This window comes from Sphingomonas sp. Ag1 (assembly GCF_000980895.1).
Lineage (GTDB): Bacteria > Pseudomonadota > Alphaproteobacteria > Sphingomonadales > Sphingomonadaceae > Sphingomonas > Sphingomonas panaciterrae.
In genome coordinates this window covers 128,888-151,395 of record NZ_LAZX01000090.1, presented here as the reverse complement: position 1 = coordinate 151,395, position 22,508 = coordinate 128,888, and the positions used below count along the sequence as shown (strand labels likewise).

Annotated in this window: 22 protein-coding genes; 12 read left to right on the top strand and 10 right to left on the bottom strand. The window is 67.1% G+C overall.

Going from position 1 to position 22,508, the window contains the following annotated elements; genetic code table 11:
- The first annotated feature begins 33 nt into the window (after positions 1-33).
- Genes XM50_RS09635 through XM50_RS09615 form a run of 5 tightly spaced genes read left to right on the top strand, consistent with a single transcriptional unit; the run spans position 34 to position 5,192 of the window.
- Complete coding sequence (locus XM50_RS09635; protein WP_082102937.1) at positions 34-537, top strand: 2Fe-2S iron-sulfur cluster-binding protein; 504 nt, start codon at positions 34-36, stop codon at positions 535-537.
- Positions 534-1,508 carry an FAD binding domain-containing protein gene (locus XM50_RS09630; RefSeq protein ID WP_046409114.1) on the top strand — a complete coding sequence of 325 codons (975 nt, stop codon included), beginning with the start codon at positions 534-536 and terminating at the stop codon, positions 1,506-1,508. The genes XM50_RS09635 and XM50_RS09630 overlap by 4 nt, the downstream gene beginning before the upstream one ends.
- Entirely contained in the window at positions 1,505-3,709 is a 2,205-nt protein-coding gene (locus XM50_RS09625; protein WP_046409113.1) for a xanthine dehydrogenase family protein molybdopterin-binding subunit, read from the top strand. The genes XM50_RS09630 and XM50_RS09625 overlap by 4 nt, the downstream gene beginning before the upstream one ends.
- Positions 3,710-3,712: 3 nt before the next feature.
- A complete protein-coding gene (locus XM50_RS09620; protein WP_046409112.1) occupies positions 3,713-4,636 on the top strand; it encodes an XdhC family protein in 924 nt (307 codons plus the stop codon).
- A complete protein-coding gene (locus tag XM50_RS09615; RefSeq protein WP_046409111.1) occupies positions 4,623-5,192 on the top strand; it encodes a nucleotidyltransferase family protein in 570 nt (189 codons plus the stop codon). The genes XM50_RS09620 and XM50_RS09615 overlap by 14 nt, the downstream gene beginning before the upstream one ends.
- Before the next feature lie 120 nt (positions 5,193-5,312).
- Here XM50_RS09615 and grxD read toward each other — a convergent pair whose 3' ends face one another.
- The 6 genes from grxD to XM50_RS09585 form a co-directional block, all read right to left on the bottom strand.
- Entirely contained in the window at positions 5,313-5,639 is a 327-nt protein-coding gene (grxD, locus tag XM50_RS09610; RefSeq protein WP_046409110.1) for a Grx4 family monothiol glutaredoxin, read from the bottom strand.
- Between the two features lie 30 nt (positions 5,640-5,669).
- A complete protein-coding gene (locus XM50_RS09605; RefSeq protein WP_046409109.1) occupies positions 5,670-5,903 on the bottom strand; it encodes a BolA family protein in 234 nt (77 codons plus the stop codon).
- A 1-nt stretch (position 5,904) separates the two neighbouring features.
- A complete protein-coding gene (locus XM50_RS09600; protein ID WP_046409108.1) occupies positions 5,905-6,228 on the bottom strand; it encodes a DUF1476 domain-containing protein in 324 nt (107 codons plus the stop codon).
- Between the two features lie 82 nt (positions 6,229-6,310).
- A complete protein-coding gene (locus XM50_RS09595) occupies positions 6,311-8,491 on the bottom strand; it encodes a sodium-translocating pyrophosphatase (protein ID WP_046409107.1) in 2,181 nt (726 codons plus the stop codon).
- Positions 8,492-8,704: 213 nt separating this feature from the next.
- Complete coding sequence (gene thiL, locus XM50_RS09590) at positions 8,705-9,595, bottom strand: thiamine-phosphate kinase (protein ID WP_082102935.1); 891 nt, start codon at positions 9,593-9,595, stop codon at positions 8,705-8,707.
- Positions 9,596-9,632: 37 nt separating this feature from the next.
- The gene (locus tag XM50_RS09585; RefSeq protein ID WP_301091880.1) at positions 9,633-10,268 is read right to left on the bottom strand and encodes an MBL fold metallo-hydrolase; all 636 of its coding nucleotides are present in this window, start codon (positions 10,266-10,268) and stop codon (positions 9,633-9,635) included.
- A gap of 176 nt (positions 10,269-10,444) precedes the next feature.
- Between XM50_RS09585 and pabB the strand changes: the two genes are divergently transcribed.
- From pabB to XM50_RS09555, 7 genes are all read left to right on the top strand, one after another.
- Entirely contained in the window at positions 10,445-12,217 is a 1,773-nt protein-coding gene (gene pabB / locus XM50_RS09580) for an aminodeoxychorismate synthase component I (protein WP_046409106.1), read from the top strand.
- A 27-nt stretch (positions 12,218-12,244) separates the two neighbouring features.
- On the top strand, positions 12,245-13,444 hold the full coding sequence (locus XM50_RS09575) for a pyridoxal phosphate-dependent aminotransferase (RefSeq protein ID WP_046409105.1): 1,200 nt from the start codon (positions 12,245-12,247) through the stop codon (positions 13,442-13,444).
- 222 nt (positions 13,445-13,666) lie between these two features.
- Positions 13,667-13,801 (top strand): hypothetical protein, encoded by a 135-nt coding sequence (locus XM50_RS20985; protein WP_269430566.1) that lies wholly within the window; start codon positions 13,667-13,669, stop codon positions 13,799-13,801.
- Positions 13,802-13,926: 125 nt separating this feature from the next.
- Entirely contained in the window at positions 13,927-14,790 is an 864-nt protein-coding gene (locus tag XM50_RS09570) for a UDP-2,3-diacylglucosamine diphosphatase (protein WP_046409104.1), read from the top strand.
- 9 nt (positions 14,791-14,799) lie between these two features.
- Positions 14,800-15,816, top strand: coding sequence for a glycosyltransferase family 4 protein (locus tag XM50_RS09565; RefSeq protein WP_046409103.1), 1,017 nt, complete (start codon positions 14,800-14,802; stop codon positions 15,814-15,816).
- Between the two features lie 107 nt (positions 15,817-15,923).
- On the top strand, positions 15,924-16,601 hold the full coding sequence (locus tag XM50_RS09560; protein WP_046409102.1) for a DUF1013 domain-containing protein: 678 nt from the start codon (positions 15,924-15,926) through the stop codon (positions 16,599-16,601).
- Between the two features lie 151 nt (positions 16,602-16,752).
- A complete protein-coding gene (locus tag XM50_RS09555; protein WP_046409101.1) occupies positions 16,753-17,841 on the top strand; it encodes an MBL fold metallo-hydrolase in 1,089 nt (362 codons plus the stop codon).
- A 13-nt stretch (positions 17,842-17,854) separates the two neighbouring features.
- Here the strand turns inward: XM50_RS09555 and XM50_RS09550 are convergent, their stop codons facing one another.
- From XM50_RS09550 to rpe, 4 genes are all read right to left on the bottom strand, one after another.
- On the bottom strand, positions 17,855-18,322 hold the full coding sequence (locus tag XM50_RS09550; RefSeq protein ID WP_046409100.1) for a YaiI/YqxD family protein: 468 nt from the start codon (positions 18,320-18,322) through the stop codon (positions 17,855-17,857).
- 43 nt (positions 18,323-18,365) lie between these two features.
- Positions 18,366-19,937 carry a bifunctional phosphoribosylaminoimidazolecarboxamide formyltransferase/IMP cyclohydrolase gene (gene purH / locus XM50_RS09545; protein ID WP_046409099.1) on the bottom strand — a complete coding sequence of 524 codons (1,572 nt, stop codon included), beginning with the start codon at positions 19,935-19,937 and terminating at the stop codon, positions 18,366-18,368.
- Between the two features lie 158 nt (positions 19,938-20,095).
- Positions 20,096-21,835 carry a heparinase II/III family protein gene (locus tag XM50_RS09540; RefSeq protein WP_046409098.1) on the bottom strand — a complete coding sequence of 580 codons (1,740 nt, stop codon included), beginning with the start codon at positions 21,833-21,835 and terminating at the stop codon, positions 20,096-20,098.
- On the bottom strand, positions 21,832-22,494 hold the full coding sequence (gene rpe, locus XM50_RS09535) for a ribulose-phosphate 3-epimerase (protein ID WP_046409097.1): 663 nt from the start codon (positions 22,492-22,494) through the stop codon (positions 21,832-21,834). The genes XM50_RS09540 and rpe overlap by 4 nt, the downstream gene beginning before the upstream one ends.
- Between the last annotated feature and the right edge of the window lie 14 nt (positions 22,495-22,508).

The window sequence follows — 22,508 nt, the reverse complement described above, 5'->3', positions numbered from 1 at the left end:
GGATCGTCTCGGCGAGTGGCGCATAGTATCGCCATGCGCTTCACCATCAACGGCAGCAAGCGCGAGGCCGATCCCGACATCCGCGCCTCGCTCCTCGACGTCCTCCGCGAGGAGTTTGCCCTGACGGGCACCAAGAAGGGCTGCGATCATGGCCAGTGCGGTGCCTGCACAGTGCTGGTCAACGGGCGGCGGATCAATGCGTGTCTCACGTTGGCCGTGATGCACCAGGATGATGACATCCTGACGATCGAGGGGCTCGGCAGCGCCGATGCACTTCATCCGATGCAGGCGGCGTTCGTCCGCCATGACGGCTATCAATGCGGCTATTGCACGCCGGGGCAGATCTGCTCGGCGGTCGGCATGCTGGATGAAGTGGCCAGAGGCTGGCCCAGCCATGTCACCGACGATCTTTCCGCCCCGGCGCTGGATGATGCGGAGATCAGCGAGCGGATGAGCGGCAACATCTGCCGCTGCTCGGCTTACCCCAACATTGTCGATGCAATCCGCGACGTACATGCGCAGGAGCAGGAGGCGTGAAGACCTTCGACTACACCCGCGCCGACACCCCGAAGGGGGCCGTACGCGCCGGCGGCCGCTTCATCGCTGGCGGCACCAATCTGCTCGACCTGATGAAGCTGCAGGTGGAAACGCCGGAAAGGCTGGTCGACATCAGCCGGCTCGATCTGAATACCATCGAGGAACAGGACGGCGGCCTGCTGATCGGCGCATTGGTGCCGAACAGCGATCTTGCCGCCGACCCGCGCGTCATCGCCCTGTATCCGGCGCTCAGCCGCGCGCTGCTTGCCGGCGCCTCGGGCCAGCTCCGCAACAAGGCGACCACTGGCGGCAACCTCCTCCAGCGCACCCGCTGCTATTTCTTCTACGACGCCCACGCCGCGTGCAACAAACGCGACCCCGGCAGCGGCTGCGATGCGATCGACGGGTTCAACCGAATCCACGCGATCCTCGGCACCAGCGACCAGTGTATCGCTACCCACCCTGGCGACATGCCCGTCGCGATGCGGGCGCTCGACGCGACCGTCGTCACGCTGAAGCCCGACGGCGATCGCCGCCGCATCCCGCTCGGCGATTTCTACTGCCTGCCCCGCGACACGCCGCATATCGAGACGGTGCTGGAACCGGGCGAACTCATCACCCACATCGCTCTTCCCGCCCCGCCCCCCGGCGCGCGGCAGCTTTACCGCAAGGTACGTGACCGCGCCTCCTATGCTTTCGCGCTGGTCTCGGTCGCCGGGGTCGTCGCGGTGGAGAACGGCACGATTACCCATGCGGCGCTCGCCTTCGGTGGCCTTGCACACCAGCCATGGCGCGATCCCGCGGTGGAGGCTGCGCTGATGGGAAAGCCGGCCGAACAAGCCACCTTCGATGCCGCCGCCGACGCGCTGCTCACCGGCGCCCGCGGCTTCGGCCACAATGATTTCAAGATCCCGCTCACCCGGCGCGTGCTCGTCACCGCGCTGCGTGACCTTACCGGGGAGCCGGCATGAACGATCTCGCGATGGACGCGCCCTATCGTCCCGCCGCCCTCGACCGCGCGCAGCAGGGCCTGCTCGGCAAGCCGATCGACCGCTACGAAGCACGCGAAAAGGTCAGCGGCGCGGCGCCCTATGCCTTCGAGCAGGCACCGGAAAACACCGCCTACCTCGCCGTCGTGCAGTCCAGCATCGGCCGCGGCCGGGTGACCGGCGTGGATGCGACCGAGGCAGAGGCTGCGCCCGGCGTGATCGCGGTCATCCATGGCGATCCGCGCATGCCGACCGGTGAGGGCAACTCGCGCGCCATGTCCGCGATCGGCAAGGACGAGGTGTTCCACTACGGCCAGGGCGTCGCCATCGTCGTTGCAGAGACGCAGGAGGCGGCCCGCGCCGCCGCCCGCCTCGTGGCCGTCAGCTACGAGGAATCGCCCGGCCGCTTCGACGCCGCCGACGTGGAGGTCCAGCAGGATCACAAGCTCGGCTTCCTTCCGCCGGTGAACCGCGGCGATCTCGACGCGGCGCTCGCCGCTGCCGAGGTGGTGATCGACCGCACCTATACGACCCCGATCCACTTCCCCGCCGCGCTCGAGCCGCATGCTACCACCGCCTGGTGGGAGGGCGACAAACTCATCGTCCGCTCCAGCAATCAGGTGATCGGCGCGGCCAAGTCCACGATCGCCACCGCGCTTGGCATCGACGCTGATCGCGTCCGCGTCGTCGCACCCTATGTCGGTGGCGGGTTCGGCGGGAAGACCGGCGTCGGCCCGGAGGTGATGTTCGCCGCCATCGCCGCGGAGAAAATCGGCCGCCCCGTGAAGGTCGCGCTCAGCCGTCGACAGACCGCCTATATGGTCCATCATCGCTCACCGACGACGCAGCGGCTGCGCATCGGCGCTGATCATGAGGGACGGATCAGCGCGATCGGCCATGAAAGCGTCGCCTATCAGAATGACGACAGCGCCTTTCTGGAGCCGGTGCCGTTCGGCACGTTGCCGCTCTACGCCGGCGAGGCACGCCGTTTCCGCACCGATCTTGCCCGGATCGACTTGCCCGCAACGGGCGCGGTGCGCGCGCCGGGCGAGGCGATCGGCACCTTCGCGGTCGAATGCGCGATGGACGAACTGGCCGAGGCGCTTGGCCTGGACCCGATCGAGCTGCGCCGTCGCAACGAGCCGCCCCGCGATCCCACCACCGGCAAGCGCTTCTCCACCCGCCGCCTGCTCGATTGCTACGAGGAGGGCGCGCGCCGTTTCGGCTGGGATCGGCGCGAGGCGACGCCCGGGAGCCGGCGCGAGGGCGAATGGCTCATCGGCATGGGCATGGCCGCGGCACTGCGCGGCAATTTCACCGTCAATGCCGAGGCCGAGGTGATCCTTGGCGATGACGGCCGGGCCACCGTGCGTACCGACATGACCGATATCGGCACCGGCACCTACACGGTCCTTGCGCAGACGGTCGGCGACATGCTCGGCCTGCCGATCGAGGCGATCGACGTCGTGATCGGCGACAGCGATCTGCCGCCAAGCGCCGGCTCCGGCGGCTCGTTTGGCGCGGGCAGCGCCTGCGCCGCCGCCGCGCTCGCCTGCGAGGACATTCTCGCCGAGCTTGGCCGCCGCATGAATGCCGCCCCGGAGGACATGCGCCTCAAGGACGGCGTCGTCACCGCCGGCACCCGGACCAGTCCGCTTGCCGATCTCGTCCGCGGCTCGCCGATCGCCGCCAAGGGCAAGACCTCGCCCGGCAAGGAATCGCAGGCGACCAGCCAGGCAAGCCACGGCGCGCAATTCGCGGAAGTCGCGGTGAACGCCGTCACCGGCGAGGTGCGCGTGCGCCGCATGCTCGGCGTGTTCGATATCGGCCGCGTACTCAACGAGAAGACCGCGAAGAACCAGATCGTCGGCGGCATGGTCTGGGGCCTTGCCTATGCGCTCAGCGAAGATGGCGTGGTCGACACTCGCAACGGTCGCTTCGTGAATCCCGATTTCGGCGAATATCACGTCGCTGTGAATGCCGACGTGCCGCAGATCGAGGCGTATTTCATCGAGGAGATCGACGATTCCGCCAACCCGGTCGGCGCGAAGGGCGTCGGCGAGCTCGGCATCGCCGGCTCGGGCGCCGCGATCGTCAACGCGATCCACAATGCCACCGGCGTGCGCATCTACGACATGCCCGTGACGCTCGACAAACTTCTCCCTCATCTCCCACCGGTGTGATCCATGGCCGATAACGACAGCGTCCTCTCCGCGGCTCAATCGTGGAAGGGCGCCCGCATGGCGCTCGCCACGGTCGTCTCCACCTGGGGTTCAGCCCCCCGCCCCCGCGGCAGCCACATGCTGGTGCATGAGGACGGCCGCTTCGAAGGTTCAGTCTCCGGCGGCTGCGTCGAAGGCGACATCCTCGACACCGCAGCGCAGGTGATTGCCGGCGCGCCGTTTGCGGTGAAGAAATACGGCGTCGCCGATGCCAGCGCCTGGGAAGTCGGCCTGCCATGCGGCGGCGAGATCAGCGTGATGGTGCAACCGGTCTCGGCAGAGGGGTTCGACCCCGAACTGTTCGACCGCATCATCGAGGCCCGCGCGGACGGGCAGTCGCTCACCGTCACCACCGACCTTTCGACGGGCCACAGCGACCTGCGCCCTGTCGAAACGGGCGAGATCTTCGCCAACCGCTACGATCCGCCCCGCCGGCTGATCGTTGTGGGCGCGGTGCAGATCGCCCAGTCGCTCGTCGGCCTCGCTCGTACGCTCGGGATCGAGACGGTGGTGGTCGACCCGCGCGGCCGCTTCCTCACCGAGGAGCGCTTCCCTGAGACAACGCTCGACGATCGCTGGCCCGACGAGGCGGTCGAGGCATACAAGCCCGGGCCCTCGACAGCAGTGGTAACGCTCAGCCACGATACCAAGATCGACGATCCCGCGCTCGTCGCCGCGCTCGCCGCCAATACCGGCTATGTCGGCGCGCTCGGCAGCCGCAAGAGCCACGCCGCGCGGCTTCAGCGGCTGGCGGAGGCCGGCGTCTCGGCCGATGATCTGGCGCGAATCGACGGTCCCGTCGGGCTCGATATCGGCGCGATCGGGCCGGCCGAAATCGCCCTCTCCATCGCCGGCGCGATGGTGAAGGCCTTCCATGATCGCGGCTGAGGACACCGCGCTCCTCCTGCTCGCAGCGGGCCAGTCGCGGCGCTTCGGTGCTGGTCCGAGCAAGCTAGACGCCGTGCTGGAGGGGCGACCGCTGGGTATCCATGTCGTGGAGACGCTAGCGGCTCTTCCCTTTCACGCCCGGCTCGCCGTCGTCAGGCGGAGCCTCATCGATTATGCCAGCCACGGCTATGCCACGATCGTGAATGACGATCCGGTGGGTGACATGGCGTCATCGCTGCGATTGGGCGTGCGGCGTGCCGCCGAAGTGAAGCCGCAGGCGCTGCTCGTCGTGCTGTCCGATATGCCCCGCGTCACCGCCGGTCACATCCAGCGACTGCTGGCGGCGGCGGATGGACCCTCGGCTATCGTCGCCTCCACGGATGGCGACGCTCCACGCCCACCGGCCGTGTTCGGTTGCGCCCTTCTCCCACTGTTGGAACGCCTCTCCGGCGATAGTGGCGCCCGCGACATCATTCGCCGCGGGAAGCACGTTCATGCACCCGCGGGCGAGCTGGTGGACATCGATACGCTGGAACAATTGCGCTCACTGGCCTGATCGCCGGAGCAGCGCTGGGGCAGGAACGGCCAGCCAGGCGCGCGCCAGGATCGAGCCAGTCGCACGTTCCAGCCGGAAGGGCGCACATTAGTACCGCGCACCCTTCCGGTGGATAATCAATCAGGCAGCCTTGGGCCCGTCCTTGATCAGCTCGGCCAGCTCACCGCTCTCGTACATTTCCATCATGATGTCCGATCCACCGACGAACTCGCCGTTGACGTACAGCTGCGGGATCGTGGGCCAGTCCGAATAGGCCTTGATGCCCTGGCGGATCGCCTGATCCTGCAACACGTCGACGCTCTCGAAATCGGCGTTCAGATGCTGGAGGATAGCCACCGCCCGGCTGGAAAAGCCGCACTGCGGGAACAGCGGCGTGCCCTTCATGAACAGCACCACGGGGTTGTTCTTCACCACCGCGTCGATGCGGGCGTTGGTATCGTCAGTCATTCTTTGTCCTTCGCGTGAAGCGGCTGGCCGTTATTTCGGCACGCCCGTCGTCAACTGCAAGGCGTGTAGTACCCCGCCCATGCGACCACCCAGCGCGGCATAGACCGCCTGGTGCTGCTTCACCCGCGACATGCCGGCGAAGGACGCCGCGGTCACCCGCGCGGCATAATGATCGCCGTCGCCGGCCAGATCGGTGATCTCGACCTCGGCATCGGGGATCCCCTCGCGGATCAACGCCGCAATTTCGTCCGCCGCCATGGGCACGTTATTGTGCTTCCATCAGCTGGCGGCGCGCCTCGACGGTCTGCTTGTCGAGCGCCTCACGCACCTCGGCTTCGCCGATGTCGACGCCAGCCGCGGTCAGGTCACCGACCAGCTTGCGGATCACGTCACCATCGCCCGCTTCCTCCAGATCGGCGTGCACCACCGTCTTGGCATAAGCGTCCGCCTCCTCGGGCGTCAGCTTCATCAGCCCGGCCGCCCACTGGCCAAGCAGGCGGTTGCGCCGGGCGATGATGCGGAAGGCAAGGTCCTCGTCGCGCGCGAACTTGGTCTCGAAGGCGCGCTCGCGATCGTCGAATGTGGTCATGGCTGCTGCGTTGCTCCTATTTCAACCCGGGATAGGCAGCGCAGCGGCCCGACGCAATATTGCTGCTGCCTCAGCCTCAGCCTCAGCCGCCGCCGGCCAGCGCCGCCAGCAACAGCAATGCCACGATGTTGGTGATCTTGATCATCGGATTGACCGCCGGACCGGCGGTATCCTTGTACGGGTCACCCACGGTGTCGCCAGTCACGGCCGCCTTGTGCGCCTCCGATCCCTTGCCGCCGTAATTGCCGTCCTCGATATATTTCTTGGCATTGTCCCACGCGCCGCCGCCGCTGGTCATCGACAGCGCGACGAACAGACCGGAGACGATCACGCCCAGCAGCATCGCGCCAAGCGCGGCGAATCCCGACGCCTGGCCATCCACCGCGGTCACCACGAAATACAGCACGATCGGCGACAATACCGGCAGCAGCGACGGTATGATCATCTCGCGGATCGCCGCGCGGGTGACCAGATCGACGGTGCGGCCGTAATTGGGCCGGCTCGTCCCCTCCATGATCCCGGGATTGTTGCGGAACTGGTCGCGCACTTCCTCGACCACCGCGCCTGCCGCCCGGCCGACCGCGGTCATGCCGAACGCCCCGAACAGATACGGCAGCAGCGCGCCGAGCAACAGTCCGACGATGACGTAGGGGTTGGACAGGCTGAAATCGACCGCGATGTCAGGAAAATAGGTCTGCAGGTCAGTGGTATAGGCACCGAACAGAACCAGCGCTGCCAGGCCGGCGGACCCGATGGCATAACCCTTGGTCACCGCCTTGGTCGTGTTGCCTACCGCATCCAGCGCGTCCGTCTTGTAACGGACCTGGTCCTCCAGGCCGGCCATCTCCGCAATGCCGCCGGCATTGTCCGTCACCGGGCCATAAGCATCCAGCGCGACGACCATTCCGGCCAGCGCCAGCATCGACGTGGCGGCAAAGGCGATGCCGATCACGCCTGCGAGCTTGTACGTCGCGACCACCGCGATCACGATCACCAGCGTAGGTAGCGCGGTCGCCTCCAGGCTGATCGCCAGCCCCTGAATGACGTTGGTGCCATGGCCGGTCTCGCTCGCCTTGGCGATCGACTTGACGGGGCGGTAGTTGGTGCCGGTGTAATATTCCGTGATCCACACGATCAGGCCCGTCACCGCCAGGCCGATCAACATGCACCAGAACAGGTCCATGCCGGTGAAGGCGTCCGCCGCCGGCGCGCCAGTGACCTCTGTCACGGTAAGATCGCCCGCCCCGCTGACGATCGTGTCGCTGGTCGCCTCAAGGAAACCAGCGGCGCCAATCGGCACGTTCAGGTCGCCGAGCGTCATCTGCGTCGCGACATAGATCGCCGGGATGGCAAGCAGCGCGGAGGTCCAGAACCCCTTGTACAGCGCGCCCATGATCGACCCCTTCGATCCCAGCCGCACCATGTAGGTGCCGATGATTGAGGTGATGATGCACACGCCGCCGACGATCAGCGGCAGGCTCATCAGGTTCATCAGCTCGGCAGGCGATGCCTGGATTAGCAGCGCGATCGAAATCATCGTCACGCCCAGCGTCACGACATAGGTTTCGAACAGGTCCGCGGCCATGCCCGCGCAATCGCCGACATTGTCGCCCACATTGTCGGCGATCACCGCCGGGTTGCGGGGGTCGTCCTCGGGGATGCCCGCCTCGACCTTGCCGACCAGATCGGCGCCGACGTCAGCGGCCTTGGTGAAGATGCCGCCGCCGAGCCGCGCAAAGATGGAGATGAGCGATGCGCCGAACGCCAGTGCGGTCAGCGCCTCGATGATCACGCGCGCGTTGGGCGCGTAGCCGCCCGGCCCGGTCAGATACCAGAAGAATCCCGCAATCGCGAGCAATCCCAGCCCCGCCACCAGCATCCCGGTGACCGCGCCGGAGCGGAACGCCATCGTCAATCCGCCCTGCAGCGTGCCCCGCGCAGCCTCTGCCGTACGAACGTTGGCGCGCACCGAGATATTCATGCCGACATAGCCGGCAACGCCCGACAGCACTGCGCCGATCAGGAACCCGACCGTCGAGAGGACGCCCAGGGTCGCAAAGATGATGACGGCGACGACCACGCCGACGATGGCAATCGTGGTATATTGGCGGCCAAGATAGGCCTTCGCCCCTTCCTGAATGGCGGCGGCGATGTCCTGCATCCGTTCATTGCCCGGAGAGGCTCGTAGGACTTGCTGGCTGGTGACGATGCCATAGACCACGGCCAGCAGGCCGCAGAGGATGGCGATATAGACCGTGGTCATCGCGTTCCTTCCCCTAACGTGGCCGATCGGCCCCGCCCCCGGGCGGTAACCGCCGGCCTCCTATGCTTATCGTTCTTGTATGACGGAGCGTAACCGTGCGGCAGGAAAGTGCAAGGCACCAATAATGGTCGGTTTTCGGGCAATCAGAGCGGCGTCCTGGCCGCAATGATGACTGATGATTTCCCGTCTTGACTGACGCTGGACTTTGATCGGTCAGGCGCGATGCTCGAAGCCGAGCCGCGGCGGCAGGGCAACAACCTCTCCGTTCTGGGTCAGGACCAGTCCCTTGCCCGCAGCAAAGCTGCCGATGCACGTCGCGATGCTGGTCGGCGCAACTTCCGGCGGCAGCGCGCACAAAAGCTGATAGTCATCCCCCGCCGTCGCCGCCGCCAGCACATCGTCACCGGCATAGCTGCGATAGGCGGTGGACAGCGGAACGCGATCGAGCGCGATGGTCAGGGCCAGCCCGCTCGCCGCCGCCATGCGCCAGCCGTCGATCAACAGCCCGTCGGACACGTCCATCATCGCATGCGCCAGCGGGGCGAGCGTTCGCCCTTCCGCAAGCCGCGGGCGCGGCCGGCGATAGGCGGCAATCAGCGCATCCGGGCCATCCCCCCGCTGGGCCGCCTTCAACCCCGCGCCCGCATCGCCGATCGTGCCGGTCACCCACAAACGGTCACCCGCCTTTGCGCCCGATCGCGCCGGCACCGCATCGGTCCGACCAAAAGCCGTCACCGTCAGCACGCGCGCCGCACCTTCGGGCAGCCCAACCGTGTCGCCGCCCAGCAACGGGCAACCCAGCGCGGACAGGCAGGCGTTCAGTCCCGCAAGGAACGCCCGGTCCCAGCCGGTATCCGACAGCGGGTAATTCAACAGGATGCCGACCGGCTCCGCCCCCTTCGCGGCCAGGTCCGACAAATTCACCGCCACCAGCTTCCACGCCACATCGCCAGGCGGATCGTCGGGCAGGAAGTGGACCCCCGCGATCATCGTGTCGGTGGTGATAACGAGGTCGCCCAGCCGTGCCACGTCGTCGCTCAGCCCCTGCGCCCCCTCATGCAGTGGCAGGCGGCGCAACGCGGCGATGAATTCGGCTTCCATCATGCCCTGATCTCCAGCGCCAACGGGCGGCCCAGCCGGGTCACGCCTCAAGCGCGCTGTCGCTCACGAACATGTTCCACTGCCGCTCATGCGCGAAGGTGGAAGGCTTGCCATGCCCGGGAATGAACGCCGTCTCGCTGCCGAGCGGCCACAGCTTGGTCACGATCGAGTTGATCAGCGTCTTGTGATTGCCCTGCGGCAGATCGGTACGGCCGACCGAGCCCTGGAACAGCACGTCGCCAACCTGCGCGAACTTGGACGGCGCGTGGTGGAAGATGACGTGCCCCGCAGTGTGCCCCGGCGTGTGATAGACGTCGAGCGTCAGTTCGCCCACCGTCACCGTGTCGCCATCCTCCAGCCAGCGATCGGGCTCGAACGGGACGCCGCGGATGCCCCAGTTGCGGCCATCGTCACCCAGCCGCGCCAGCCAGAAGCGGTCCTCCTCCTGCGGCCCCTCGATCGGCACGCCAAGCTCCTCGGCCAGCGGCTTCGCCTCGCCGGCATGGTCGATGTGGCCATGGGTCAGCAGGATCTTCTCCGCCGTCACGCCAGCCTGCGCCAGCGCTGCCTTGATCTTGGGCAGGTCGCCGCCCGGATCGATCACCGCCGCCTTCTTCGTCTTGGTGCACCAGATGATCGTGCAATTCTGCTCGATTGGCGTCACCGGGACGATCATCGCGCGCAGCGCTGGTTCGGTGGTCGCATCGGTCACGGGCATTTCCTCGAAAACTTGCGCTGGATGAGCGGCGCACATTGCTAGCCCGCAGATCGCCCTCACGGCAAGGCAGCAGCGTTGGCGCGGCGCACCAAGCGGGGTTGCCGCCATGGGCGGGGACGGGCATGGCGCCTTGTATGTCCCTCGCCGCACCCTTCGTGCTGCTCGACGATGCCCGGCCCGGTGGCGCGCCCGCACGCCTGTATCGCGATCCGGTGGCGATCATCGAAGCACATTCGGTGGATCAACTGGCGCCCGCGCTGACCAGCGTTCGCGAAGGCATCGCGGCGGGCCATCACGCGGCGGGCTTCATTGCCTATGAGGGCGGCGCCGCGCTGGAGCCGCATGTCGGGACGCTTCCCGCACCGGCCACCCCGCTCCTGTGGTTCGGCCTGTTCGCGGCGGTGGAGGAGCTATGCGCCCCCCACACGATCCTGCCCGCCCCGGACGGCGCATGGATCGGCGCGCTGGAACCCGCCATCTCGCGCGACGAATATGATGCGGCGCTGCGACAGGTGCTGGACCTGATCACCGCCGGCGACATCTATCAGGCGAACCTCACGTTCCGGGCGCGGGTGCCCTTTGCGGGCGATCCACTGGCGCTCTACGCCGCGGTGCGCACCCGCGCTGCTGCCGGATGGGGCGCGATCGTCGCCACCGGCGATCATCTGCTGCTCTCCTTCTCCCCGGAATTGTTCTTCCGCCTTGAAGGAGACACGCTCACCTGCCGGCCGATGAAGGGCACCGCGCGCCGCGATCCTGACCCTTCCCGCGACGACGACATCGCCGATGCGCTGGCCAGCGACGAGAAGCAGCGCGCGGAAAACCTGATGATCGTCGATCTGATGCGCAACGACCTGTCGCGGGTCGCCGCCGCCGGCAGCGTTAAGGTACCTGCGCTCTTTGCGGTGGAGCGATATCCGACGGTTCATCAGATGACCTCCACCGTCACCGCACGGCTCGCCCCCGGGCGCGACGCGATCGACGTGCTGTCGGCCCTTTTCCCCTGCGGTTCGATCACCGGCGCCCCGAAGGTTCGGGCCATGCAGGTGCTTCGCGAGATCGAACATGCGCCGCGCGGCATCTATACCGGCTCGATCGGGGCGATCGATTCCGGCGGCGACGCGCAGTTCAATGTCGCCATCCGCACGCTGGAGATCGCCGCGGGTGCGGATCACGCGACGCTTGGCCTTGGCGGCGGGATCGTCGCTGACAGCCGCGCTGACAGCGAGTGGGACGAGGCACTGGCCAAGGGCGCGTTCCTGACGCACGGCCAGCGAACCCCCGACCTGATCGAGACGATGCGCTTCGATCCCGATGCGGGCATCCTGCTCGTCGAGCGGCATCTGGCGCGTATGAAGGCCAGCGCCGCCCGCCTCGGCTTCGTCTTCGACCGGCATGACGCCCGCAATGAACTGCAGGCGGCGACCTTCCGGTTGCGGGCACCTGCTCGCATCCGGCTGTTGCTGAGCCACAGCGGCCGGATCACGATCGAGGTCGCGCCTGCTCCGCCCCCGATCCCCCGAACATTGCGCGTGGCGCTGGCACCCTTGCCGGTCGTCCCATCCGACTATCGGCTCCGCCACAAGACCAGCAGTAGACGCTTCTATGACGAGGCACGCCGCCGCGCCGGCGCTGACGAGGTGGTGTTCGTCGATCCGGACGGGTTCCTGACGGAAGGCAGCTTCACCAGCGTCTTCGTGGAACGTGATGGGCTGCTGCTCACGCCGCCGCTGGCGCGTGGCCTTCTTCCCGGGGTGCTGCGCGCCGAGCTGATCGACATCGGCCGCGCGGTCGAACACGAACTGACCGCTGATGATCTCGCGGCCGGCTTTCATGTCGGAAATGCGCTGCGCGGCCTCATGTCCGCGTTCGTGACAGTTGCGGAGCCGGGAGACGCCTCGCTATAGGCCGCGGCGCTTAAAGGAGCCGCCCCTATGAAGACGTCCGCCGCGCTCGATCGCATCAGCCCATCGCCCACGCTGGCGATCACCACCAAGGTGCAGGAGCTGAAGCGTGCCGGTATCGACGTCATCGGTCTGGGTGCCGGCGAGCCGGATTTCGACACGCCCGATTTCGTCAAGGAAGCGGCGATCGAGGCAATCCGCCGTGGCCAGACGAAATACACCAATGTCGATGGCACGCCTGAGCTGAAGGATGCGATCGTCGCCAAGTTCAAGCGCGACAACGGGCTCGACTACACCCCCGCGCAGATCAGCGTGAACGTCGGCGGCAAGCACACCTTGTTCAACGCCATGGTCGCGACCGTCGGCGAGGGCGACGAGGTGATCGTGCCGGCGCCCTATTGGGTCAGCTATCCCGATGTCGTTCAGTTCGCCGGCGGCACGCCGATCGTCGTCGCAGCGGGCCCGGAACATGGCTACAAGCTGACGCCGGCGATGCTGGAGGCCGCGATCACGCCGCGTACCAAGTGGCTGATCCTCAATTCGCCGTCCAACCCGACCGGCGCCGCCTATACCGCCGCCGAGCTGAAGGCGCTGGGCGAGGTGCTGGAACGCCACCCCCACGTCTGGATCTTCGCCGACGATATGTACGAGCATATCGTTTACGACGATTTCCAGTTCGCCACGATCGCTCAGGTCTGCCCGTCGCTCTACGATCGCACGCTGACGGTGAACGGCTGCTCCAAGGCCTATGCCATGACCGGCTGGCGCATCGGCTTCGCTGGCGGCGCGCAATGGCTGATCAAGGCGATGGCGAAGCTCCAGTCGCAGTCGACCAGCAACCCCTGCTCGATTGCCCAGGCCGCAGCCGCCGCGGCGCTGAATGGCGACCAATCCTTCCTTGCGGAGCGCAATGCCGCCTTCAAGGCGCGCCGCGATCTCGTCGTCGGCATGCTGAACGACACGCCGGGCATCACCTGCCCGACGCCCGAAGGCGCCTTCTACGTCTATCCCGAGGTCTCCGGCCTCATCGGCAAGACGACGCCCAAGGGGCAGAAGATCGAAACCGACAGCGATTTCGTCGGCTATCTTCTGGAGGAAGCTCGGGTCGCCGCCGTGCAGGGCGTGGCGTTCGGCCTCTCCCCGGCGATGCGCATCAGCTACGCGACCAGCGAGGAGATCCTTCGCGAGGCGTGCACCCGGATCCAGCAGGCGTGCGCCGCGCTGCGCTAGCAGCAATCTCGCGTCGACCAGCTTCAACAATCCGGCTTGGTCGACGCACGAACGGACGTAAAAAAGGTTCCCGTACGGAAACAGTTCCTTTCCTTGTTGACCATACAAGGGCAAGGGCCGCGTCCCTACATGCAAAACACGTGATGAACGGGGGCACCAGCCCCGGTTCAGGCGGTCGTGGCTACCACTGCGATGAACAGAAACGAGATACAGAGTACGCTTATGACCCGCCTCCTCAAGTCCAGCTTCCTGTGGCAGTTCGCCGGCGGGTTCCTGCTCGGTGCGGTCGGCCTGTTCACGCTCACGCCGACGACCGATCCGGTGACGGGCGCGCCGGTGGTCGAACAGGTTCGCTGATACGCTGACGACGGCCGTTACCCGGCCGTCACACGCCTGATACGAAGCTGCTATCAAAGCGTCATCGATCGGTGATCTGCCCGTAACCTGCCGCGGTTAGAGCTGCATGGCAGGGAGGGCCCGCCATGCCGACGACCGTCACGCTCGCCGACGTCACCGACCTTGCGGATTTCGCCAATTCGCGCCCCCATCTTCCCGAACGCGCCGTCGAACGGACGCGCTATCGCACCATCTGGATCAGCGATGTCCATCTCGGCACCCGCGGGTGCAATGCCGGGATGCTCATCGACTTCCTCGACCATGTCGACAGCGACACCATGTATCTGGTGGGCGATATCGTCGATGGCTGGCGGCTGCGGCGGAAATTCTACTGGCCGGCAGCGCACAGCGATGTCGTATGGCGACTGCTGAAACGCGCTGGGCGGGGGACGCGGATGATCTTCATCCCCGGCAATCATGATGAGGCGTTTCGCCAGTTTTGCGGCCTCGACTTCGGCGGCATCGCGATCCGCCGCAACGCTATTCACGTCACCGCGGACGGCCGTCGCCTGCTGGTGCTCCATGGCGACGAATTCGACGCGATCACTCTTGCGCATCGCTGGCTCGCCCATGTCGGCGACACTGCCTACAGCCTGCTGATGCTGGCCAGTCGCGCGGTGAACGCTTTCCGCCGTCGCTTCGGGCTTCCTTATTGGTCGCTCAGCAAACATGCCAAGGCGCGCGTCAAGAACGCGGTCGCCTTCATTTCCCGCTTCGAGGAGATTGTCGCCGAGGCCGCCGGCGCGCGCGGGGTCGACGGCGTGGTCTGCGGCCATATCCACACCGCCGAGATGCGCACGATCGGCGACATCGCCTATTTCAACGATGGCGACTGGGTGGAAAGCGCCACGGCGCTGGTCGAGCATGTCGACGGGCGGATGGAGATCGTCCACTGGGCCGAGGTAATGGCCCGGCGCGAGGCGGCGGCCGTCCTCGCCATCGCAGCCTGAGCGCGCATCATGAAGATCGCGATCGTCACCGATGCCTGGGCGCCGCAGGTAAATGGCGTTGTGCGCACCCTCCAATCGCTGGTCGGCGAGCTGACCACGATGGGCCACCATCCTTTGGTCATCGCGCCCGATGGCTTTCGCTCATTCCCCTGCCCCACCTATCCGGAGATCCGGCTGGCGGTGGCCAGCTCTCGCGCAGTGGGCCGCCGCATCGCCGCCTTCGGAGCGGAGGCGATCCATATCGCGACCGAAGGGCCACTCGGCTTCGCCGCACGCCGCTGGTGCCTCGACCGCGGCGTTCCGTTCACCACCGCCTATCACACGCAATTTCCGGATTATGTCGCCGCGCGCACCGGGTTGAGCCCGGCATGGGTCTGGCACCTGGTCCGCCGCTTCCACCAGCGCGCCGACGCAGTCCTCGTCTCGACGCCCACCATCCAGCACATGCTGGCCTCACACGGCATCTCGCACACGCTGCCCTGGGGCCGCGGCGTCGCGCGCGAGTTCACGCCGGACGGCGCTACGGACCGACACCTCGCCGCCCTGCCCCGCCCGGTCCTGCTGTACGTCGGCCGTGTCGCGATCGAAAAGAATGTCGCCGCCTTCCTCGCCGCCCCGCATCCGGGCAGCAAGGTGGTGGTCGGCGACGGCCCGGCCCTTCCCGACCTTCGCCACCGTTTCCCCAACGCACATTTCCTCGGGCCCCGATTCGGCGAAGCGCTCGCCGCCTGCTACCGCACCGCCGACGTTCTGGTGTTCCCCAGCCGGACTGACACCTTCGGGTTGGTGATGATCGAGGCGCTGGCATGCGGGACGCCGGTGGCCGCTTATCCGGTGCCCGGCCCGATCGACGTCCTCTGCTCCGCCAGCGGCGTGATGGACGATGACCTCACCCGCGCGATCGCCGGCGCGCTGACGCTCGACCGGGCGCGATGCGCGGCCGAAGGCAGACGCCACAGCTGGCGCGCGAGCGCCGAGCAATTCCTGGCGGCACTCGTCCCGATCGCACTTCCGCGCGCCGCATAATGCGACGGCGCTTGCCCTGACGGCACGGGCACATTAAGTCACCACAGGTTAGGCGGCCGCTCCGGTAAGGGGCGGCCCTATTTGTTTATACCGAAAGGCTTTCCCGCATGGCCCAGCCGCTCATGCCCCACGCGACCGCTTCATGGCTCGTCGACAACACGTCGCTGACGTTCGAGCAGATCGCGGAATTCTGCGGTTTGCACGTGCTCGAAGTGCAGGCGATCGCTGACGATACCGCGGCGACCAAGCTGACCGGGCGCGATCCGGTGCGCGCACACGAACTGACCCAGGACGAGATCGAGAAGGGCCAGGCCAATCCCGACTATCGCCTGAAGATGACCAAGGGGCCGGAGCAGGTCCGCCGGACCAAGGGGCCGCGCTACACCCCTGTGTCGAAGCGTCAGGACAAGCCGGACGGTATCGCCTGGATCATCCGCAACCATCCGGAGATCACCGACGGGGCGATCTCCAACCTGATCGGCACCACGCGCACCACGATTGCCGCGATCCGCGACCGGACACACTGGAACATTGGCAACATCACGCCGAAGGACCCGGTGACGCTCGGCCTGACCACGCAGCGTGAGCTGGACGCCGCCGTGGCCAAGGCCGCCAAGACCGCCGGCGTCGAGGCGCAGCCGACCGACACCCGCCTCGACGGCGACCGTGAGGCGCTGATCGAACAGTTGCGCGCCGAACGCGAGCAGGCATCGCGCGGTGCCGAAATGGCCGGCGACGAGGATGGCGTGTCGAAGTCGTTCTTCGAGGATCCGTTCCGCCGCTGATCCGCCGCCGTCACGGGCGGATGGCTGGTCCGCCACCGGCTGGCATGAACATTACAAGGGGCGCGGTTCCGGATGCCGGGATCGCGCCCTTTGCGCATCCAGGCGCAAATTCTCTCGACGTAACGAATGTTATGCTGATAGCGTCATCGCCATGGCGACGGCAATTCAACGCACGCTGATCGGGGATGAGGGGCTGACGCCCACCAGCTGGGCCGGTCTTACCTTTCCCTTCGGTGATCGTGGGCCGCAGCCCGGCGAACTGCTCACCCTGATGGACGGTATCCGCTGGTGGCGCGTGCCGATGTCGGGGCCGCTGAAACATGTGAACGGCCTGATCCTTGATGACGGCCCCGAACTGCTCGCGATCGACACCGGAACCGCCAGCCCCCGCTCAACCGAGGCATGGCGCACCATCCTGGAGGGGCCGCTCGCGGGCCAGCGAATCGGCAAGATCATGTGCACGCACATGCACCCCGATCACGTTGGCCTCGCCGGCTGGCTGTCGCGCCGGTTCGATGATGCCGACATCGTGATGACCCGCACCGAATGGCTGATGGTGCGTATGCTGGCGGGGGATTCGCGTCCCGAGGTACCCGAGGAGCAGCTCGCCTTCTGGCGCGGCGCTGGCTGGAACGAGGAACAGGTCGCGCATGGCGCCGGCCGTGGCTGGTCCAATTTCGGCAAGGCGATCGCGCGCATGCCGCTCACCTATACCCGCATCCAGGACGGCGAGGTGCTGCAGATCGGTGGCAGCGACTGGCATGTCATCACCGGCAACGGCCACAGCCCCGAACATGCCTGCCTGGTCGATTACGACCGCCGCGTCCTCGTCGCTGGCGATCAGGTGCTGCCGAAGATCAGCTCCAACATCTCGGTCCATGTCAGCCAGAGCAACGACGACCCGCTCGGCGACTGGCTGCGTTCGATCGAGAAGTTCCGGTCATTGCCGGAGGATCTGCTGGTCCTCCCCGGCCATGGCGATCCCTTCTACGGCCTCCACACCCGGCTGGACGCGCTGCGTGACGAACACATCGACCGGCTCGACGCGATCATCGACCTGATGGGCAACGGCCCGGTGCGCGCGGTCGATTGCTTCAAGGTGCTGTTCCGCCGCCCGATCGGCCTCGATGTGATCGGCATGGCGACGGGCGAGTCGCTCGCCCATCTGCACCGTCTCGAAATCGAAGGAAGGGCGGTGCGCGAGGAACGCGGCGGCACCTGGTGGTTCGCCCGCACCTGATTGCCGCGGCTGTTCAGCGTCCCCGCGCGCGCAGCAGCTTGCCCAGCGCCTGATCCAACGCCGACAGGAAGCGTGATCGATCTTCCTTGCCGAACGGTGGCGGGCCGCCGACCCGATCGCCGCCCGCCCGCAGATCGGCCATGATCGCACGCACCGCCACGGCATTGCCGATCGAGCTGCTTGTGAAGGGCTTGCCCGAAGGCGAGATCACCGTCGCGCCCAGTTTCAGACATCGATCGGCCAGCAGGATATCGCCAGTGACCACTATTGTCGCGGCGCCGGCATGTTCGACAATCCAGTCATCGGCCGCATCGAACCCGTCATCGACGACGACCCGGCTGATCAGCGGATGCTGCGGCACGCGCAGATGCGCGTTGCTGACGATCGTCACCGGGACGTTCAGCCGATAGGCGACGCGGTAGATCTCATCCTTCACCGGGCAGGCATCCGCATCGACCAGGATCATGACAGGCGCGGCCATCAGGCGCGCCTGCTCCGGGGTGCCGCCGGGGTCGCGCCGGTCATCAATGGCGGAAATGACGCATGCCGGTGAAGATCATCGCCAGTCCGGCCTCGTCCGCAGCGGCGATCACTTCGGCATCGCGGATCGACCCGCCCGGCTGGATCACTGCGGTCGCACCGGCTTCCACTGCCGCGAGCAGGCCGTCAGCAAAGGGGAAGAATGCATCGGAGGCTACGGCCGAGCCAATCGTCCGCGGCGCTGCCCAGCCGGCCTTGTCGGCGGCGTCCTTTGCCTTCCAGGCGGCGATCCGCGCCGACTCCAGTCGGTTCATTTGCCCCGCGCCGACACCCGCGGTGCTGCCGTCCTTGGCATAAACGATCGCGTTGGACTTCACATGCTTGGCGACCGTCCAGGCAAACCGGCAGTCGGCAAGCTCCTGCGCGGTGGGCTGGCGCTTGGTCACCACCTTCAGCATGTCGTCCGCCAACACGCCATTGTCGCGCGACTGCACCAGCCACCCGCCAGCGATCGTCTTTGCGGTCAGCCCGCCACGCGCCGGATCGGGCAGCGTCCCCGTCAGCAGCAGGCGCAGGTTCTTCTTCGCCGCGAACAGCGCAATCGCTTCCTCGTCGGCGTCGGGCGCCACCACCACTTCGGTGAAGATGCCGGTGATCGCCTTCGCCGTCGCCGCGTCCAGCGTGCGGTTCAGCGCGATGATCCCGCCAAATGCCGACACCGTGTCGCAGGCAAATGCCGCTTCATAGGCATCTGCCAACGTCGTCCCCGTCGCCACGCCGCACGGATTGGCGTGCTTCACGATCACGCAGGTCGGATCGGCGTCGCGGAACTCGCTGACCAGTTCCAGCGCCGCATCGGCATCGTTGAGGTTGTTGTAGCTCAGCTCCTTGCCCTGCACCTGCCGCGCCTGGCCGATGCCCGGCGTGCTCGGGCCGGCGGGACGATAGAAGGCCGCCTGCTGGTGCGGGTTCTCGCCATAGCGAAGCACGGTGGGCGCCTCGAGCGTGAAGGGCAGGGTCGCGGGAAACTGCTCCTTCTGGTCCTCCAGCCCGAACCAGCGGGCGATCATCGAATCATAGGTCGCCGTCGCGGCGAACGCCTTGGCGGCCAGCCGCCTGCGCTCCTCCAGCGTCGTCTCGCCGCGCGCGACGATGGCATAGTCCGCCGGATCGGTCACGATCGCGACATAGGCATGGTTCTTGGCTGCCGAACGCACCATGCTGGGGCCGCCGATGTCGATATTCTCGATCACCTCGGGCCGGTCCGCACCCTTCGCCACCGTCTGCGCGAACGGATACAGGTTCACCACGACCAGATCGATCGCGCCGATCCCATGCTCCTCCATCGCGTCGGCATGTGCGGCATCATCGCGCACCGCCAGCAACCCGCCATGAACCATCGGGTGAAGCGTCTTCACGCGCCCGTCCATCATTTCCGGGAAGCCGGTCAGGTCGGACACGTCGCGCACCGTCAGTCCGGCATCGCGAAGCGCCTTTGCCGTGCCGCCGGTGGACACCAGTTCCACGCCCTTTTCGGCGAGCGTTCGGGCGAGATCGACGATCCCCGTCTTGTCGGACACGGACAGAAGGGCGCGGCGGATGGGGATGGCGGTCATGACACTCTTTCCGCTCCTCCCCGATCGGGAGGAGCAAGGGGTGGGTGGGTGACGGATCGCGCGCGAGTCGCTGATCGTCACGATGCGACGTGCAGCCCCCTAGCGGTGCCGGCGCGCGCCCCCAAGCCCTCGTGCGCCGCCGCGGCGGAAGAAATCGCCTATCGCGCGCGTTTGAGCACCCAGCCGACGGTCGCGCCGCCCGCTTCGGCCATGCCGCTCACGACCAGCTGCTGAGTTGTTACCGGGCGACCATCACCATCGATCCACAGGCTGTCGTCGATCGCCAGCGATCCGCCCCGCGTTCGGAATTGCCACATCGCGCCGCCCGGCACGCGCAGCACCGCCCCCATGCCGTCCGCCGTCGGCGACGCCTCCACCCCGCGGCCCAGGTGAAAGCGGATGGCGAACGGCTTTGGCCCCATCGGGCGCCGCCGCCCCTTGGGCAGCAGGACGTCATCGCCGCGCAGTTCCTTGCCATCCTCGGTCAGCACCAACTGCCGCCGGTGGACGAAGCCGTGGCGACGGACATAGCCGTCGTGGCTCGCCTCGATCCGACTCGCATTTTCCGATTCCTGCCGGCTCAGCTCGACCTCGCCGACCCCCCGACCCAGCGTGCCGTCCGCGTGAATCGCGGTTGAGTTGGTATCGGCCAGCGTCAGCGTCGAATGCGCGGCGGTGGTGCGCAGCGCGGAGACCAACGCCTTGGGCAGCCCGGACATGGCCGCATTCGCGCCGCCGCAGTTGACGATGATCCGCGCCGGCCCATCGGAAAGTTCGAACGCCAGCGTGGAGGCGCAGCCGCCTTCCACGACCCTCGCGACCGGCGGTGGCGCTGCATCGACCAGCACCACGGCCGTGCCGGCGACCAGCCGCTGATATCCCCAGTCGCGTGGCTGCCGCAGCGGCCGGGTGCGTACGCCGCTCGCCGGGATAACCTGCGCCACCCGCTCGGCCGGCACCGGCCCGCCGCTCTGCCAGCTTGCGAGACCCCGGTCGGCGTGACACACGGCCAACAGCGCCGGCACCATGCGCGCAAGCGTACCCTGGATGCCCTCGGGCAATTCGAGCCGGCGGGTGATGTACGTCTCGCGCAGCATCGCCAGGAGGCCGATCATGTCCAGCAGCGCTTCGGGCGAGCGGCTGACCGCACCGCCATCCTCGAACACCGCGCCCGCCAGCGCGCGCATCAGCCCCGCCTCGCCAAAGCTGCGGCGCGGATCCCCGCCCGGGATCAGCAACCCCGCAGCAATCACCCCGCACCACGCCGCCACCCGCGCCGGCCCGATCGGCGCCTTGTCCGCGCTGGTGTCGAGGTGCCGCGCACCGCGCGCCAGCGCGTTCAGCACCTTGGATCGGTAGACCAGATCGGTCGACGACAGGATCAGCGGGGCATGCGCGGTCCAGAACAGGATGCGCCGCCCCCACAGCTCGGGCCGCCACGCCAGCGCCGTCACCCGCTCACCATGTGCGGCAAGCCACCGCGACATCAGATCCTCGGCGATCGGTGCCCCTTGCGCCCGCGTCGCCACGCTGGACAGGTCGCGCAGCCAGCCGAAACTGTGAAGATAATCGGCAAAGGGCGCCGAAGGCTGAAAGGTGCGCAGGTTCAGCCCTGCAATGTCATGCCGTTCACCGCGGAAGGCCAGTTGCCCCGCGAGCAGCGACTCCCCGCGCGCGATGTCGCCGAACAGGGGATCGTCGGGCACCGCGATCAGCTTCAGCGGATAACGGCCCTTCAGCCGCAGCCCGTGAATCGGCGTCCGCCAGGTCAGGCGATGAAAACGGTCGGTTAGCCGTTCGGCGAGCGACAGCCCCTTGTCGCCGCCGACACGGACCAGCCGCTTGCCTTCGTCTATTCCGTCCGGGACGGCTGCAGGATCGCGGGCGCCTTGGCTCATGCGCCTCGCAGGGCTCGGATATTGGCGGCATAGGCCTCAGGCCCGCCACGGAACGTCGCAGTCCCCGCCACCAGCGCGTCGGCGCCAGCGTCGATCGCCAGCGGCGCAGTGCGCTGATCGATACCCCCGTCGACCTGCAAATCGATGTCGCGCCCGCTCGCATCGATCATCTTGCGGATCGCCGCGATCTTGCGCAGCTGGCTGTCGATGAAGCTCTGACCGCCGAAGCCCGGGTTCACGCTCATCACCAGTACCAGGTCGACCATGTCGATCAGGTAATGCAGCATCTTGGCCGGAGTACCGGGGTTGAGCACCACGCCCGCCCGCTTGCCCAGCGACTTGATGTGCTGAAGCGACCGGTGGATGTGCGGTCCAGCCTCAGGATGAACGGTGATCGTGTCCGCCCCGGCCTCGGCAAAGGCATCGAGATAGGCGTCGATCGGCGAGATCATCAGATGCACGTCGAACGGCTTGTCGGTGTGCGGGCGAAGCGCCTTCACCACCGCCGGCCCGATCGTGATGTTGGGCACGAAATGCCCGTCCATCACATCGATGTGGATCCAGTCGGCGCCCGCCGCATCGATCGCGTGAACCTCCTCGCCCAGCTTGGCAAAGTCAGCGGAGAGGATCGAAGGCGCGATACGGACAGGCTTGGTCATGGAACTCACTGTGG